The organism is Lysinibacillus sp. NPDC096418 (assembly GCF_044762775.1).
In the GTDB taxonomy this organism is placed as follows: domain Bacteria; phylum Bacillota; class Bacilli; order Bacillales_A; family Planococcaceae; genus Lysinibacillus.
In genome coordinates this window covers 1-17,267 of sequence record NZ_JBIWEY010000036.1, presented here as the reverse complement: position 1 = coordinate 17,267, position 17,267 = coordinate 1, and the positions used below count along the sequence as shown (strand labels likewise).

Here is a 17,267-nt window from a genome sequence, read left to right as displayed (position 1 = left end):
AACGTTGGAAAGTTTGACTGACAAAAAGGAAGGTTTTCAATGCCGAATAATCAAACCAAGGCGCTTGTACAAGGCTCAATGATGGTCGCGATTTTTACGATATTAATGACTATGTCTGCGTATATACCATTTATTTTTATGATAGCCCTGCTAGTTGCCCCACTACCAATTGCTTGGTATAGCGCAACTTACAAGCGTTCCTCATCAATACTGGTAGCTATTGTTGGCTGTCTATTAACAATGTTAACAAGTGGCATAATTATGCTACCATTCGCCTTTATTATGGCATTACTAGGAGTAGTAATGGGTGATGCAATTCGTTTAAGTAAGAGTAAGCTTTTCTTGTTTATGTCTGCAGGAATAGCTATGTTGTTTTCATCAGCATTTATCTATCTTTGTTATATGTTTATTTCAGGAATAAATATTGTGCAAATTAGCCTAGATATTGCACGTGAAAGTTATGAAAAGTCTATCGAAATAACAAAGGATTTACCTGGACAATTAACAATTACACCCGAGCAGTTAGATATTATGTTTAACACGATGGAGCTCACAGTTCCAGCAACTATAACAATGACGGCCTTTCTATCAGCTTTTGTAGTTGTTACAGTAAATCTACCACTATTAAAACGCCTAGGTTTAACTGTACCTAAGTTTGCACCGTTTCAAGAAATGCGCCTACCACGTGCAATCCTTTGGTATTACATGGCCGTTTTATCAATTAATTTATTTATACGCCCAGAATCGGGATCTATGTTAGATGTTATTGTATTAAATGTCTCTTACATTTTGTGGCTATTATTAATCCTACAAGGGATTTCCTTAATCCATTATTTCATTACGTCAAAAGGGATGCCAAATGCGGTGAAATGGGTAGCTACGATTTTAGCAATTCCATTATCGTCATTCATTATCTTGCTAGGCATTATAGATTTAGGTTTTGACGTACGTTCACTTATGAAAGGGAAGATAAAATAATAAGGGGCTGATCAAATGGGGACTTTTAGAAAACGGCCAATCCGCTATCCACTTATTGCGCTTTCCATTTTCGGTGTCGTGACGTTCATGCTTCTATGTATTTGGAGTATTGGAATAGGAATTGGCTATGGTATAGGTTTTGCTCTGTTAATGATTTATACATGGAAGGTTGAAGAACAGACCTTTGTAGAGACAGAAAAGCATATTGAATCAATTTCTTATCGGATGAAAGAGGTTGGGGAAGAGGCATTGCTTGAAATGCCAATTGGTATTTTACTTGTCAATGAGCAATATGAAATTGAGTGGTCAAACCCATATATGCAAGGTGTATTAAATATTGAATCACTTGTAGGTGAGTCAATTGTTAATATTTCCGATGATATTTATGTTTTTATGAAAACAGCAGAAAAAAAGGAAGCAACGATTACGCTTCGTGACAGGAAATACCGTGTCTTTTATAAGGAAGAGGAGCGTTTACTGTATTTCTTTGATGTCACAGAGCAGATTGCTATTGAAAAGCAATACTTTGCAGATAGGACAGTAATAGCAATTTTATTCGTAGATAATTACGATGAAATTACACAGGCAATGGACGATCAACCACGTAGTTTAACAAATACGATGGTAACATCTATAGTTAATGAGTGGGCAGCGGAACACGGGATATTTATGAAACGTATTTCATCAGATCGTTTTATGGCTGTGTTAAATGAGTCGATTCTAACAGAACTTGAAAAGAAAAAATTTGCTATTTTAGATGTGATCCGAGAAAAGACTGCACAAAAAAATCTCTCGCTAACATTGAGTATTGGCGTCGGAGCTGGTTCTTCATCTTTAGTTGAGCTTGGCGAGTTGGCACAGTCCAGCCTAGACTTAGTATTAGGTAGAGGGGGCGACCAGGTGGCAATTAAGCAGCCAACTGGAAAGCTGAAATTCTATGGTGGTAAAACAAACCCTGTAGAAAAGCGCACGCGTGTAAGGGCTCGTGTCATTTCACATGCTTTACGTGATTTGATTCAGGATAGTGATCAAGTATTTATTATGGGGCATAAAAACCCCGATATGGACTCTATTGGTGCATCTGTCGGAGTGCGGAAAATGGCGCAAATGAATGATGTAAAGGGCTATGTAATCATTAATTTTGATGAACTAAATGGTAGCGTGACTCGATTAATGAATGAAATCGAAGAGAAATCGGATTTCTATGAGAACTTCTTAACACCAGAAGAGGCATCGGGGAAATTGACGGATAAGTCCTTACTTGTTATTGTCGATACACATAAACCAAACTTAGTAATTGATTCAAGCCTATTGAAAAAGGTGGAAAAGGTCGTAGTTATCGATCATCATCGTCGTAGCGAGGACTTTATCGAAAATCCGACGCTCGTGTATATGGAGCCTTATGCCTCATCGACAGCGGAGCTTGTAACAGAGCTATTAGAGTATCAGCCAAAGCGTGCAAAAATTAACATGTTAGAGGCAACTGCGTTACTTGCTGGTATCATTGTGGATACGAAAAGTTTTACGCTCCGCACGGGGGCACGTACGTTCGAAGCAGCTTCTTATTTGCGAACAAATGGAGCAGATACAGTTTTAGTTCAACGTTTACTTAAAGAAGACATTGATACGTATATTGAGCGTTCAAAGATCGTGCAAACAGTGAAATTTGTAAAGCAAGGCGTTGCTATCGCAAATGGTGAAGATTCGAAGGTATATGATTCGGTACTAATTGCACAAACAGCAGATATTTTACTAACGATGAAAGGTGTTAATGCATCATTCGTTATTGCCCATCGCTCGGATGGGTTAATTGGCATTAGTGCGAGGTCACTAGGTGAAGTTAACGTACAGCTTATAATGGAAAAGTTAGGCGGGGGCGGACACTTAACTAATGCGGCATGTCAAGTAGAGGCAAATTCCATTGATGAAGTAAAAAAATATTTAGAAGAGGCCATTATAGAGGTACTCGAAGGGAGTTCAGAATTATGAAAGTAGTATTCTTAAAAGATGTTAAAGGTAAAGGGAAAAAAGGGGAAATCAAAAACGTAGCGGATGGTTATGCACACAACTTCTTAATTAAAAATGGCTATGCTGCAGAAGCAAATGCGCAAGCCCTTAGTCAGTTGGATGGCCAAAAGAAGCTAGAAGCTAAAAATGCAGCAGCAGAATTAGAAGAAGCAAAAGCATTGAAAGAAACATTAGAAGCTTTAACAATTGAATTAAAAGCAAAATCTGGTGAAGGTGGCCGACTATTTGGTTCAGTTTCAACAAAACAAATTGCAGATGCATTACAAAAAGTACATGGTATTAAAATTGATAAACGTAAAATGACTTTAAATGATGGTATTCGTGCACTAGGCTTTACAAATGTCCCAGTAAAACTTCACCACGATGTAACAGCTACATTAAAAGTACATGTAACGGAAGAGTAAGGGGCGACTACCCATGAACGATCCGATGATGGACCGCGTTCCACCGCATAACCGGGAAGCGGAGCAATCGGTTATCGGTGCGATTTTCCTCGATCCACAAGCATTAATTACAGCATCTGAAATTTTATTAGCAGATGATTTCTATCAGAATGCGCATAAGAAAATTTTCGAAACGATGCTCCGTCTTAGTGACCAGGGGAAAGCGATAGATGTTGTTACAGTTACTGAAGAATTATCTGCAAAAAAAGAGTTAGAAGACGTTGGCGGGCTATCTTATTTACTAGAGCTCGCCAATGCTGTTCCTACAGCAGCTAATATTGCGCATTATGCCAAAATCGTAGAAGAGAAGGCATTATTACGTCGTTTAATTCGTGTGGCTACTAAAATTGTAGAAGACGGCTACACGAGAGAAGACGAAGTAGAAGCATTGCTCGGAGAAGCTGAGAAAAAAATGATGGAGGTCGCCAATCGCAAAAATGCGGGTGACTTTAAACATGTTAAAGATGTATTAGTAGAAACATTTGATAACATTGAAAAACTCCAATCGCAAAAAGGAGACGTCACGGGAATACCAACAGGATTCCGTGACTTAGATAATATTACAGCTGGTTTCCAACGTAATGACCTAATTATTGTTGCAGCACGACCTTCTGTAGGTAAAACCGCCTTTGCGTTGAATGTGGCACAAAGTGTGGCTGTACAAGCTCGTGAAAATGTTGCGATATTCTCTCTTGAGATGGGGGCAGAGCAACTTGTCATGCGTATGCTTTGTGCAGAGGGAAATATTGATGCACAAGTTTTACGTACAGGTGCTTTAACAACTGAAGATTGGGGTAAACTAACTATGGCAATGGGGAGTTTATCGAATTCAGGGATTTTCATTGATGATACACCTGGTGTACGCATCAATGAAATTCGAGCAAAATGCCGTCGTTTAGCACAAGAGCATGGTTTAGGCATGATTTTAATCGATTACTTACAGCTTATTCAAGGTAGTGGTAAACCGGGGGAAAACCGTCAACAAGAAGTATCTGAGATTTCCCGTTCTTTAAAAGGTTTAGCGCGTGAGTTAAAGGTACCTGTTATTGCATTATCACAGTTATCTCGCGGTGTAGAGCAACGCCAAGATAAACGACCGATGATGAGTGACTTGCGTGAATCAGGAAGTATTGAGCAAGATGCCGATATCGTAGCGTTCCTATATCGAGATGATTATTACGATAAAGAATCTGAAAGTAAAAATATGATTGAAATTATTATTGCTAAACAACGTAATGGTCCAACCGGGACGGTAACGCTTGCTTTTAAAAAGGAATTCAATAAGTTCATAAATGTGGATTGGTCTCAGCAACCGCCACCACCACCGAGGGATTAGATAAAAATATCTAGAAATCAGATAATATTCATATCGAAATACGATGAAACACGAACATTAAATCAACACAAATGATTTTCTGTTCGTGTTTTAGTTGTTTTTTATTGACTAGGACTTTCTAACATTGTTACAATAATTACTGCTTGATAATGAGATGCAAAACGTATCTAACGGAGGTGCTGATTATGACATCAGTTGTAGTTGTAGGAACACAGTGGGGAGATGAAGGGAAAGGTAAAATTACCGATTTCCTATCACAACAGGCAGACGCAATTGCTCGCTTTGCGGGTGGCGATAATGCAGGACACACGATTAAAATCGGTAATGAGACTTACAAGTTACACTTAATTCCATCAGGTATCTTTTACAAAGAAAAAACATCAGTAATTGGGAATGGCCTTGTTGTTAATCCAAAGTCACTTGTAACAGAATTAAAAGGCTTACAAGAGCGTGATATTAATACAGACAATCTTCGTATTTCGAATCGTGCACATGTAATTTTGCCATATCATATTAAACAAGATATTGAAGAAGAAAATAGTCGTGGCGATAATAAAATTGGTACGACATGTAAGGGTATTGGACCATGCTATCAGGATAAAGTAACACGTATTGGTATTCGTGTTGCAGATTTACTGGATAAGAAAGTATTCGAAGAAAAACTACGTCAAAATCTAGCTACTAAAAATAAATTATTTGAGAAATTTTATGAAGTTGAAGGTATGACTTTTGAGGAAATTTTCGAAGAGTATTATGGATATGGCCAAGAACTTGCTAAGTATGTAACAGATACATCTAAAGTATTAAATGATGTATTAGATGAAGGTGGTAAAGTACTTTTTGAAGGCGCTCAAGGTGTTATGCTAGATGTCGATCAAGGTACGTATCCATACGTTACATCCTCTAATCCAGTTGCTGGAGGTGTTGCTATCGGTGCTGGAGTAGGTCCATCACGTGTAACAAGTGTAATTGGTGTCTGCAAAGCCTATACATCACGTGTTGGTGACGGTCCATTCCCAACGGAATTATTTGATGAGATTGGTCATCAGATTCGTGAAGTTGGTCGTGAATACGGTACAACTACAGGTCGTCCTCGTCGTGTAGGTTGGTTCGATTCGGTTGTGGTACGCCATTCACGTCGCGTCAGTGGTATTACGCATCTTGCTTTGAACTCAATCGACGTTTTATCTGGTTTAGAGACAGTAAAAATTTGTACAGCATATCAGTATAAAGATCAAATAATTACTGAATACCCGGCAAATAATCATATTATCGAGCAATGTGTTCCAATTTATGAAGAACTTCCGGGCTGGTCTGAAGATGTAACGGGGTGCCGTACATTAGACGAATTACCGGAGAATGCACGCCGCTATGTGGAACGCGTGAGCGAATTATCAGAGATTCCAATTGCTACTTTCTCTGTAGGCCCTGCACGTGAGCAAACAAACGTATTAGTAGACGTTTGGGAAGCGTAAAACTAAAAACGTGAACTGAATATAGGGTTTTAATGTTTGTTTTTAAAATAAAAAAAGAGCGCGTATCTACTGATATGCGCTCTTTATATTTTAATGGATGTCTTTTTTCTTGAAGCGGCCACCACTAACTTCGGCTATGTTTCCTATTGCTAGGAAGGCACTATCATCAATTTCAGATACTATTATTTTTAACTTTGATTCTTCTAAACGAGTGATAACTGTAAAAATAACCTTTTTATCATTACCCGTATATGCCCCTTCACCGTGAAGGAATGTCACGCCACGTCCAAGACGATCCATAATTGCTTGGCCGATTTCATCAATTTCATCGCTAATGATGTAAACGGATTTAGATTCTTCCATACCTTGAATTACTATATCGATTGCTTTATATGCAATATAGTACGCTAGTATGGAGTACATGGCTTGTTCCCAAGTGAAAACAAAGCCTGCGACTGTAAAGATAATTAAGTTAATGAACATAATAATTTCACCAACTGAGAATGGTGATTTCCTATTAAATAAAATAGCCAAAATTTCTGTACCATCTAAAGAACCACCATAACGAATAACGATTCCGACACCAATCCCCAAAACAATACCACCAAAAACTGTTGCCAATAACGTATCTGTTGTAAAAGGTTCTATACTATGTAGAAGAATTGTTGCAATCGATAAAACTGTAATCCCGAGTCCTGTAGAAACTGCAAATGTTTTACCGATTTGTTTATATCCTAAAAAGATAAAAGGTAAGTTTAAGATGAAGATGAAGATACCTAGTGGTAATCCTACTAAATGTGAGGTGATAATGGAAACACCGACAATTCCACCATCCATAATGTGGTTAGGTACTAAAAAAAGTTCTAGTGCGACAGCCATAATGATTGCCCCAAGTATGACCATAATCGTTCGTATGACTAAACGACGGGTTTTACTTTTCTTGTGCGGCTTAGCTGCTTTACTTTGTATCGCAGCGGTTTGTGAATCACTCAAATTAATCTCCCCATTCTACTAATTTACTAATCTAGCTATATTTTATCGAATTATTACTAAACTAAACAGCTATATGTCCAAAACAAGTCAAATTCTATCCTAAATAGACAATAAAAGTATAATAATGTATAAATGAGTAAAACTTTCGATATAAATATGATAAAACAAGTATATTAGTCATATTTAATTACTAATAAATAATGTAACAAGTCATAGATAAATAATACATTTTCATTACAAAGTGATTAAAATAGTCATTCAATATTTTCTATATGGTACATTATAGGGGTGCTTATTTTAGCATAAAAGAAAACCTGCGACAGGGATTATTTGGAAGGGGCTTTATTGATGAGTTCGTTTTTGCCAAAAAAAGAAGAAACCAATAGGTTAACTTACAAATTCTCTTCTTTTAAAAAGGTAACAATTCTTGCTGTATTAATGGCAAGTTTAACATTAAATATAGGTTTCGCTTCAGCGGATAACCATAAAGAATCACTAAATAAAATTTACCACGTTTACGTAGGTAATGAATATATGGGTGCTGTATCAGATTCAGCAGCTGTTCATGGGATTATTGAAAAAAAAGAAGAACAAGCTAGTAATCAGTATAAGGAATTTTCGGTGGACGCTAGTGAAGATGTAAAAATCATTCCTGAACAAGTATTTAGTAAGGAAACAAATGATTCGGAGACTTTAGCAAAAGTCGAACAAACATTAGTCGCACAAACACCTGCGTTTACGTTGATGGTGGATAACGAGCCTGTAGCTTATTTAAAGGATGCTAATGATTATGACAAGACCATTCGTTTACTTAAATTACAGTTTGTTTCTTCGCAAGAATTAGACAATTTGGATACTAATCAACAAACTATTTCAGATTTACCAGCACTACAATCAGGTGAATCACGTATTAAAAATATCTCTTTTAAACAAGCAGTTTCGGGTGTAACAAAGAAAGTAGCGCCAAATGAAATCTTGTCTCCAGAGGACGCAGTGAAATTTTTGATGACAGGCTCTATTGAACAACAACAATATCAAATACAGCAAGGTGACGTTTTAGGGTCAGTCGCTAAAGCGCATAATTTAACAACAGCTGAGTTACTAGCGTTAAATCCAAAGATTACTGTTGATACAGTTTTACAAATTGGACAACCGTTAAATGTTACAGTAGCTAAACCTTTTGTTACTATTGAGGTAAAGAAGGAAAAGAAAATTACGGATACAATTCCTTTTGAAAAGGTTATAGAGGAAGATCCGACGATGCCAAAGGGTGAATCTGTAACGAAACAGCAAGGTGTAGCAGGTAAAAAAGAGATTACTTATTTATTAATTTCTGCAAATGGTACGCAGACATCAAAAGTTGCTTTAGAAGAGAATGTACTCCAAGAGCCTATAAAGCACATTGAAGTTGTCGGTACAAAAGTGATTCCATCTCGCGGTTCAGGAAACTTCACATGGCCAACGGTAGGTGGCTATATTTCTAGTAATATGGGGAAACGTTGGGACGGACAGCACCGTGGTATTGATATTGCTCGTCCTAGCAACTACAATATTTCAGCTGCTGATAATGGTGTTGTTGTAGCAGCAGGCTTTTCGGGAAGCTACGGTAATCGTATTGTGATTAATCATAATAACGGCTATACAACACTTTATGGCCATCTATCTTCAATTGGAGTGAAAGTTGGACAAGTAGTTGAAAAAGGTTCAGTAATTGGTATTATGGGCACTACAGGTAATTCTACAGGGATACATTTACATTTTGAGCTTGAGAAAAATGGAGTACTTTTAAACCCATTAACATATGTAAGTAGATGATGTAATCTTTTGTGAGGCAGTCCAAATTAGGGGCTGCCTTTTTTATATTTGTTGGAATGTAAGTATTTCCCGAGAAATAAATGTGTTGATGTACTATTGCGAATATCAATAATAATGCATGGAATTGAAAAGCATGATAGAGTTAGGAGTAGTGATATTTACAAGTACTGAATATTAATATATATATGAAAAGCGAAAGGGAGAGAGTATATGGACAAGACAATTTTAGTTGTTGACGATGAGAAACCAATCGCAGATATTTTACAATTTAATTTAATTAAAGAGGGCTACAAAGTTATTTGTGCTTATGATGGAGATGAGGCATTAGAAAAGGTTGAGGAAGAACAGCCGGATTTAATGTTATTAGATATAATGCTACCGAAACGTGACGGTATGGAAGTATGCCGTGAAATACGAAAAAAGTATGATTTTCCGATTATTATGCTAACAGCAAAAGGTTCAGAAATCGATAAAGTTTTAGGTTTAGAGATGGGTGCGGACGATTATGTCACAAAACCTTTTAGTACAAGAGAGTTAATAGCTCGTGTAAAGGCGAATATGCGTCGCCTGCAAATTGCACCAGTTTCAGAGGAAACGGAGTTAGAGTCCAATGATATCGTTATAGGGTCTCTAATTATACAACCAGATGCTTATCTTGTGATGAAGCGTGACGAGGCGATTGAATTAACACATCGTGAATTTGAACTATTGCATTATTTAGGTAAACATATTGGTCAAGTTATGACACGAGAACACTTATTACAAACGGTATGGGGTTATGACTATTTTGGAGATGTCCGTACTGTAGATGTTACAATTCGCCGTCTGCGTGAAAAGATTGAAGACAATCCAAGTCATCCAACATGGATTGTGACACGTCGAGGTGTTGGATACTATTTACGGAATCCTGAACAGGAGTAAATTAAATGCAAAAGGTCAGTTTCTTTAAATCTATTCATGTAAAGCTTGTGCTTATTTATATTTTGTTAATATTACTCGCCTTACAAATAATAGGGATCTATTTCTCAAGGCAGTTAGAGCAAAGCTTAAAGGATAATTTCCAAGAATCTATTTATCAGCGTGTTGATTTAATGCAATACAGTATTCGCGAAGAGATTTTGAAAGAGCGAGACAATAGTATGCCGGCACTTGAGGAAAGTTTGAAATCTATCGTAAAGGAATTATCGACAAGAGATATCCTTGAAATACGCGTGATTGATAATAGATCTCGAATTTTGGCTACTTCAGAGACTAACAATCAGAACTTAATTGGGCAACGTTCAAATATAGATACCGTGCATCGTGCTATTTCAGCGGAAACCGTGTTTGATTCGATATCGCTTGATAAAAAAACGAGAAATCGAGTATGGGAATTAGCAACACCTATTCGGGATGGCCCGGGTCCTGATAATGAGATTATCGGTGTTCTTTATATTATATCCAATATTGAATCCGTCTTTGGACAGATGGGCGAAATAAACCGTATTTTCCTAGGTGGGACAGCAATGTCTTTAGTAATCACAATTTTCCTAGGTATTTTAGTGGCGCGTACAATTACGCAACCGATTGCAGATATGCGAAAACAAGCACAGGCTATGGCAAAAGGGAATTTCGCTCGAAAAGTTCGAGTCTATGGAACGGATGAAATTGGACAATTAGCTATTACCTTTAATCATTTAACGAATCGATTACAGGAAGCTACATCTACTACAGAAGCAGAAAGGCGAAAGCTTGATTCTGTATTAAGTAATATGACAGATGGTGTAATTGCAACAGACCGAAAAGGGCGTATTATTCTTATCAATGATCCAGCTTTAGAATTATTGCATATTTCAAGAGATATAACTTTGGGCCGTCCCATTTCTTCAGTTTTAGGGATCGAGCAGGAGTACAATTTCGAAGATTTAATCTATATGAATGATGCGGTGAATTTGAATTTTAGTACAGCAGAAGCACCTTATATTTTACGTGCGAATTTTTCAGTCATTCAAAAAGAAACAGGGTTTATTAACGGATTAATCACTGTTTTACATGATATTACAGAACAAGAAAAAATCGAGATGGAACGTCGCGAATTTGTATCCAACGTCTCGCATGAATTACGGACACCATTAACGACAATGCGTAGCTATTTAGAAGCTCTAGCAGATGGTGCGTGGAAGGACCAAAGCATTGCACCAACCTTTTTAAATGTAACGCAAACAGAAACAGAGCGTATGATTCGTTTGGTAAATGATTTACTTCAGCTTTCACGTATGGACAGTCAGGACTATGAATTGAACAAAGACATTGTATTATTTAATTCGTTCTTTAACCGTATTATTGATCGTTTTGAAATGGCAAAGTCACAAAATGTGACATTTGAGCGCTTATTACCAGAGGCATCTTATTACGTTGAAATCGATACAGATAAGGTAACACAAGTCATCGATAATATTATTTCGAATGCGATTAAATATTCACCGGATGGTGGAAATGTACGATTTGGTTTTACTGTTCATAATGAAATGTTGAAAGTTATGATTTCAGATGATGGTATGGGTATTCCAAAAGAAAACGTGGCACGTATTTTTGACCGTTTCTACCGCGTTGATCGTGCACGAGCTCGATCGATGGGGGGAACAGGCCTTGGTTTAGCCATTGCTCGTGAGATGATTGAGGCGCATGGAGGGAAGATTTGGGCAGAAAGTGAAGAAGGATATGGCACGACAATTTTCTTCACCTTACCATATGATTTAGATGAATTTGATGAGGAAGGTGAGTGGGAATGAAATATATTGAAACAGTTAAATCAGTTGTTTTATTCCTACTCGTAATAATGAGTATAGTTTTAACATTCATGATTTGGACCTATACGCCAGATTATGAATATATCGATAAAATAGAAAGTAAAGAAGAAATAGCTGTTGGTACAAAGAAAGATGTTGAAGATGTCCTCAAACCATATAAAGCTTTATTTCGTACAGATGATATGTGGACTGGGACAGCATCGAATGAGACCATGGAAGGTTTAATGAGAGCTTTTGGTGAATGGAATGCACTTGATTTGGAGCTAATAGACGGTAATGTTACACCGAATAATTTAAATAAAATTGTACGAACTAATAATCGTATGACAGTATTTTTTGCAGGTGAAGTTCCATTTTCTGCGTTTAATTCGATATTACAATTTGCGGATAAAGAATTACCAGAAACAACATTTAACCGTATTATTATTGACTGGAGTAAGTATAAAAGTAAGGAGCTAGACCTATTTTTTGTGAGCGGTAATAATACGTCACTCTTACATTCTCATGTGAGAATTCCAGATAGTAATCGATTTATGGAAAAAATTATAGAGCCTTCAAAAGAGTATAATTCGTTTAAAGAGATAGAGCGGGATAATTATGCATCACTTTATGTAATCGATGAAAAAGTTGAATTATTGAATTATACGTACTTTATCGAGGATTTATCACTAGAAAAGTTTAAAAATCTGCTATTCCCAAATCCGAATGGTGTAAGACGCAGTGAAGAAAGTACGACTTCTGAAAAATATTCAGATGGTATGTCTAAAATGACTGTAGATACACAATTTAAATCACTAATCTATGTAGATCCTGCAGCAGAAAGTAGTGGTGGTGCTGTACCTTCAAAGATTATAAAGGACAGCTTTAACTTTGTGAATGAGCATGGTGGTTTAACAGGAGATTATCGCTATCTATCGATGAATTTAAGTAAAAATCAAGTTGATTATCAACTGTACTTGCTAGATTTTCCTGTGTATAGTGATCAAATAACAACGCGTATAACAACTGTATGGGGCGATAATCGTATATTCCGTTACAAGCGTCCATATTTTTCATTAGATATTGATATTACGTCAGAAAAAGTGATGAAGGAATTGCCATCGGGTACAGAAACTATCGAAAAAATTCGTAGTCTCGATAATATCGTCTTATCTGATATAGAAGATATTGTTGTCGGCTACTGTTTAATACAAGATGAAAATCAGTTATTATTAAAGCTCGAACCAAGTTGGTTTATAATTCATAAGGGTAATTGGAAGATGCTAACACCGGAAGTTTTAGGAGGGATTGAAGATGGATTGGAATAGAACCAAATCTATTTTTATCGTTGTCTTTTTAATCCTGAATATTTCCCTGTACATGTTGTATGTAAATCGGTATAACGATTCACGTAATGTCGGGGTGCTTGGAGAGAAAAACATTGAAACACGCTTAAAGGACGATAATATTTCGTATGTAACATTGCCAAATGAAATTGATTCAGCTGCGAATATTTCTGGAAAAGTACACAATTTTACCTATGATGAATTTAAAGGTATGGAGCAGCAAGTTAATACGTTTGATGGATCCAAAGTTCATGTAGTTTTTTCAAAGCCTATTAAATTGCGCAATACTCATGAGGAAACAAGTTTTATAGAATTTGTTAAAACAAATATTAAGGACAATAGCAATTATTCATTATGGGAAATTAACGAAGAGGAACGCGTCGCAATATTTTTCCAAAAGACAAAGGATCGAATTCTTTATTATAATATGAGTGGCGTACTTAAAGTACACTGGAATGCAAATAACGAAGTAACTATGTATGAGCAAGCAATGCTTGATGATATTAAAGAAATAGATCAACCAAAAAGTATTCTGCCTCCTCTTCAGATTTTCCAAGCGTTGTATTCAAAAGGGTTATTAAAGCCAAATTCTCGTATAATGCAGGTGAAGTTAGGTTACTCAACACTCGTTAATAATATACAAAAGCAAGTGTTAGTACCAACTTGGGAAGTACGTGTGAAATTGCCTGATGGAGAGATTGAGGAGTATTTCGTCGATGCTGTAGATGCCAAAGTCATCGAATTCCAAGAGGACAAGCAAGAGGCTGAAGAAGAAGACTGGGGAGTTTAACAATGCGATTTAGTGTTTTAGCAAGTGGCAGTACAGGTAATTCAATTTATGTAGAAAACGATGAATATGCTTTTATCGTTGATGCTGGTTTTAGCGGCAAAAAGATGGAGCAACTGTTTTCTAAAATTGATCGTGATATGAAAAAGCTAAGTGGCATATTAGTAACGCATGAGCATAGCGATCACATAAAAGGAATTGGAGTACTGGCACGAAAATATAATGTACCGATTTATGCGAATGAAAAAACGTGGCAGGCGATGGATGGACTTATTGGCGAAGTACCAACAGAGCAGCGTTTTGAATTTAGTATGGATACGGTAAAAAGTTTTGGTTCACTTGATATTGAGTCATTTGCAGTATCACATGATGCAGCCGATCCAATGTTTTATACTTTTCATGAAGTTGGACGTAAGCTCGTTGTCATAACAGATACCGGCTATGTAAGCGACCGAATGAAAGGTATTATTCGCGGTGCCGATTCTTTCGTATTTGAAAGTAATCATGACGTAAACATGTTACAAATGGGGCGTTATCCGTGGTCAGTAAAGCGTCGTATTTTAAGTGATGTTGGACATGTTTCGAATGAGGATGCTGCTGTTGCGATGAGTGAGGTTGTTTTTGAAAAGCCAACTAATATTTATTTATCGCATTTAAGTAAAGATAATAATATGAAAGACCTAGCACGTATGAGTGTGACACAAACTCTACAATCTTGCGGCATTATTGCAGGAGAGTATGTGCATTTATTAGATACAGATGCAGATGAACCAACGAAATTAGTAACTGTCTAAGAATTCCACCTTGTGTGGAATTCTTTTTTTATAGTCATTTTATTCATTTTTCATCTGATTTTAATGTTTGAAATGTATGATAAGGGTAACAATTAATTAATAGGTAGTTTTTGAAAGGATGATGAAAATGAGTTATTTCTCAGATGACGATAAACGCGAAAATTTATCAGAAAATAGTGAACCAGAAAAGTCACCGTTGCAAGAGCGGTTAGAGCAAGATGAACAAGAAAGGAAGTCAACACGTTTAAAAAAGAGAAGCGGCGGTAAAGGTGGTTATTTCTTTAGTGGTCTGGTAGGTGTGATTATCGGTGCATTACTTGTGTGGTTAATGATGCCAAGCTTAGTCAATCAAATGCCAGGGACAACGACAAAAAGCTCGAGCGATAATAAACCAGAGATCAACCAAGTCGCAACAGAAGTAACAACTGATGTGATAAAAGCGGTTGATAAGGCATCGGCAGCTGTTGTAGGTATTACAAATATTCAAGAAGTAACAAATGGTGGCTTTTGGAGTCAACCAACGACAACAACGCAAGAAGCTGGAAGTGGTTCTGGTGTTGTATACAAAATTGACGGAGACAAAGCATTTATCGTGACAAATAATCACGTTATTGAAGGCGCTAAACAATTAGAAGTAACGATGCAAGATGGAACAAAAGAGGCAGCACAATTAGTCGGAAGTGATGTTTGGACAGACTTAGCTGTTATTTCGATTAGCTCGAAAAACGTCAAAACAGTTGCGACATTTGGTAACTCTGACGTACTAAAACAAGGTGAGACAGTTATTGCAATTGGTAATCCACTAGGCTTGGAATTCTACGGCTCTGTCACAACAGGCGTTGTGTCAGGGAAGGATCGCTCAGTGCCAGTTGACTTAAACGGAGATGGTTCAGTGGATTGGCAACAAGAAGTATTACAAACAGATGCCGCCATCAACCCAGGTAATAGTGGAGGTGCACTTGTTAACTTAGCGGGTGAATTAGTCGGCATAAACTCCATGAAGATTGCTCAGTCCTCTGTGGAAGGCTTAGGCTTCTCGATTCCAATTAACTCAGCAATTCCAATAATTACAGAGTTAGAGAAAACGGGTGAGATGAAGCGACCAACGATGGGTATCTCATTAGCAGACGTAACAGACGTCCCAGCATTCTACCAACAACAAACATTACGATTACCTGAAGAAGTAACAACAGGCGTTGTAATTACAGATGTAATAGCTAACTCACCTGCTGCAAAAGCGGGAGCTAAACAATTTGATGTTATTGTAGAAATGGACGGAGAAAAAATTGAAACGTCAATTGACCTCCGCAAACATTTATATAATGAGAAAAAGACTGGGGATAGTTTAACAATGAAAGTATATCGTCAAGGTAAATTAGTGGAGTTGAAACTAACATTAACAAATAGTGATACACTATAGGATGTGGATAACTAGAAAATTGTGAATAATTCATTTGCACAGCGAGTAGTGGAAGAAAGCCTGTTCTTCCCTACTCGCTTTTCCTTTGTTACAATAGATTGTGGATAACATAGACCGAATTGTGAATAAGTTTGTGGAAATTTCGGAAAATAAGGAGACGATTAAAAGTGGAAAAATACAGTTGTGAAAAGCATATAGATCAAGCTTTAGACATGTTTGTAGCGGAGCAAAAGGAGTTTCCAATTATGGATAAAGTAAATGAGGATAAAAAGTTATCCACAAAATGTAGTTACTGCGAAGAACCAGCAGAATATATTGTATCAAGTAAATAACTTTACACTATATATAGAAACTGGTTGTGGATATGTTGATAACTTCTGTGGATAATTTGTTCGTAAATAAAATCTAAAGGTGGATAACATGTGAATATAACGATTGTATCAGTCGGGAAACTAAAAGAAAAGTATTTAAAAATGGGAATTGAGGAGTATGTTAAACGTCTCGGTGGGTATGCAAAAATGGACTTAATCGAAGTACCAGATGAAAAAGCCCCAGAGCAATTAAGTGATGCTGAAATGGAAATTGTTAAGAAAAAGGAGGGCGAACGTATTCTTTCGAAGATTAGTCCGGATACACATGTAATCGCCCTGGCGATTAACGGCAAAATGAAAACCTCTGAAGAAATGGCGGCCGATATCGAGTCGTTAATGACGTATGGTAAAAGTAAAATAGCTTTTATTATTGGGGGCTCACTTGGATTGCATGATGATGTACTAAAGCGTGCGAATGAAAAGCAGTCATTTGGTAAGATGACGCTTCCACATCAGCTGATGAAATTAGTATTGGTTGAGCAGATTTATCGAAGCTTTCGAATTATGAAAGGAGAACCTTATCATAAGTAAGTGGGGTTTCTCTAAATGAGGAAATTGAAGTCTTCATGTAGTTCATATTTTCATGAGTTGGTGTGAATTATTTTATTGTTATATAATTGAGTTGATTTCATAATTCCGATCCCTTCGGTATCAAGGGCTTTCAAACAATAAAAAAAGGGCACCTCCCCATTTTGGTATAATTTAAGCGACTA

15 protein-coding genes are annotated in these 17,267 nt (G+C 36.8%); 14 read left to right on the top strand and 1 reads right to left on the bottom strand.

Annotated elements, in window-relative coordinates; genetic code table 11:
• Window positions 1–39: 39 nt before the first annotated feature.
• The 5 genes from ACIQZG_RS20195 to ACIQZG_RS20175 all read left to right on the top strand — a co-directional run bounded on the left by ACIQZG_RS20195 (window position 40) and on the right by ACIQZG_RS20175 (window position 6,260).
• Complete coding sequence (locus ACIQZG_RS20195) at window positions 40–978, top strand: YybS family protein (protein ID WP_402757268.1); 939 nt, start codon at window positions 40–42, stop codon at window positions 976–978.
• A gap of 15 nt (window positions 979–993) precedes the next feature.
• On the top strand, window positions 994–2,967 hold the full coding sequence (locus ACIQZG_RS20190; RefSeq protein ID WP_402757267.1) for a DHH family phosphoesterase: 1,974 nt from the start codon (window positions 994–996) through the stop codon (window positions 2,965–2,967).
• Window positions 2,964–3,410 carry a 50S ribosomal protein L9 gene (gene rplI / locus ACIQZG_RS20185; protein WP_402757266.1) on the top strand — a complete coding sequence of 149 codons (447 nt, stop codon included), beginning with the start codon at window positions 2,964–2,966 and terminating at the stop codon, window positions 3,408–3,410. The genes ACIQZG_RS20190 and rplI overlap by 4 nt, the downstream gene beginning before the upstream one ends.
• Window positions 3,411–3,423: 13 nt before the next feature.
• Window positions 3,424–4,785 (top strand): replicative DNA helicase, encoded by a 1,362-nt coding sequence (gene dnaB / locus ACIQZG_RS20180; RefSeq protein WP_402757265.1) that lies wholly within the window; start codon window positions 3,424–3,426, stop codon window positions 4,783–4,785.
• A gap of 185 nt (window positions 4,786–4,970) precedes the next feature.
• Window positions 4,971–6,260 carry an adenylosuccinate synthase gene (locus ACIQZG_RS20175; protein ID WP_402757264.1) on the top strand — a complete coding sequence of 430 codons (1,290 nt, stop codon included), beginning with the start codon at window positions 4,971–4,973 and terminating at the stop codon, window positions 6,258–6,260.
• Window positions 6,261–6,350: 90 nt separating this feature from the next.
• Here ACIQZG_RS20175 and ACIQZG_RS20170 read toward each other — a convergent pair whose 3' ends face one another.
• Window positions 6,351–7,163, bottom strand: coding sequence for a YitT family protein (locus ACIQZG_RS20170; protein ID WP_402757291.1), 813 nt, complete (start codon window positions 7,161–7,163; stop codon window positions 6,351–6,353).
• A gap of 438 nt (window positions 7,164–7,601) precedes the next feature.
• Here ACIQZG_RS20170 and ACIQZG_RS20165 point away from each other — a divergent pair, with 438 nt between their 5' ends.
• The 9 genes from ACIQZG_RS20165 (at window position 7,602) to rlmH (ending at window position 17,085) form a co-directional block, all read left to right on the top strand.
• Window positions 7,602–9,068, top strand: a complete 1,467-nt coding sequence (locus ACIQZG_RS20165) for a LysM peptidoglycan-binding domain-containing M23 family metallopeptidase (RefSeq protein WP_402757263.1) — start codon at window positions 7,602–7,604, stop codon at window positions 9,066–9,068.
• Window positions 9,069–9,278: 210 nt separating this feature from the next.
• Complete coding sequence (gene yycF, locus ACIQZG_RS20160; RefSeq protein ID WP_402757262.1) at window positions 9,279–9,989, top strand: response regulator YycF; 711 nt, start codon at window positions 9,279–9,281, stop codon at window positions 9,987–9,989.
• 5 nt (window positions 9,990–9,994) lie between these two features.
• Window positions 9,995–11,839: a cell wall metabolism sensor histidine kinase WalK gene (gene walK, locus ACIQZG_RS20155; RefSeq protein ID WP_402757261.1), complete on the top strand. Its 1,845-nt coding sequence runs from the start codon at window positions 9,995–9,997 to the stop codon at window positions 11,837–11,839.
• Window positions 11,836–13,164: a YycH family regulatory protein gene (locus ACIQZG_RS20150; RefSeq protein WP_402757260.1), complete on the top strand. Its 1,329-nt coding sequence runs from the start codon at window positions 11,836–11,838 to the stop codon at window positions 13,162–13,164. The genes walK and ACIQZG_RS20150 overlap by 4 nt, the downstream gene beginning before the upstream one ends.
• Complete coding sequence (locus ACIQZG_RS20145) at window positions 13,151–13,972, top strand: two-component system regulatory protein YycI (RefSeq protein ID WP_402757259.1); 822 nt, start codon at window positions 13,151–13,153, stop codon at window positions 13,970–13,972. The genes ACIQZG_RS20150 and ACIQZG_RS20145 overlap by 14 nt, the downstream gene beginning before the upstream one ends.
• Window positions 13,973–13,974: 2 nt before the next feature.
• A complete protein-coding gene (locus ACIQZG_RS20140; protein ID WP_402757258.1) occupies window positions 13,975–14,763 on the top strand; it encodes an MBL fold metallo-hydrolase in 789 nt (262 codons plus the stop codon).
• A gap of 127 nt (window positions 14,764–14,890) precedes the next feature.
• On the top strand, window positions 14,891–16,183 hold the full coding sequence (locus ACIQZG_RS20135) for a S1C family serine protease (protein WP_402757257.1): 1,293 nt from the start codon (window positions 14,891–14,893) through the stop codon (window positions 16,181–16,183).
• Between the two features lie 167 nt (window positions 16,184–16,350).
• A complete protein-coding gene (locus ACIQZG_RS20130; protein WP_402757256.1) occupies window positions 16,351–16,515 on the top strand; it encodes a CxxH/CxxC protein in 165 nt (54 codons plus the stop codon).
• A 90-nt stretch (window positions 16,516–16,605) separates the two neighbouring features.
• Window positions 16,606–17,085 (top strand): 23S rRNA (pseudouridine(1915)-N(3))-methyltransferase RlmH, encoded by a 480-nt coding sequence (rlmH, locus tag ACIQZG_RS20125; protein WP_402757255.1) that lies wholly within the window; start codon window positions 16,606–16,608, stop codon window positions 17,083–17,085.
• Window positions 17,086–17,267 lie beyond the last annotated feature (182 nt).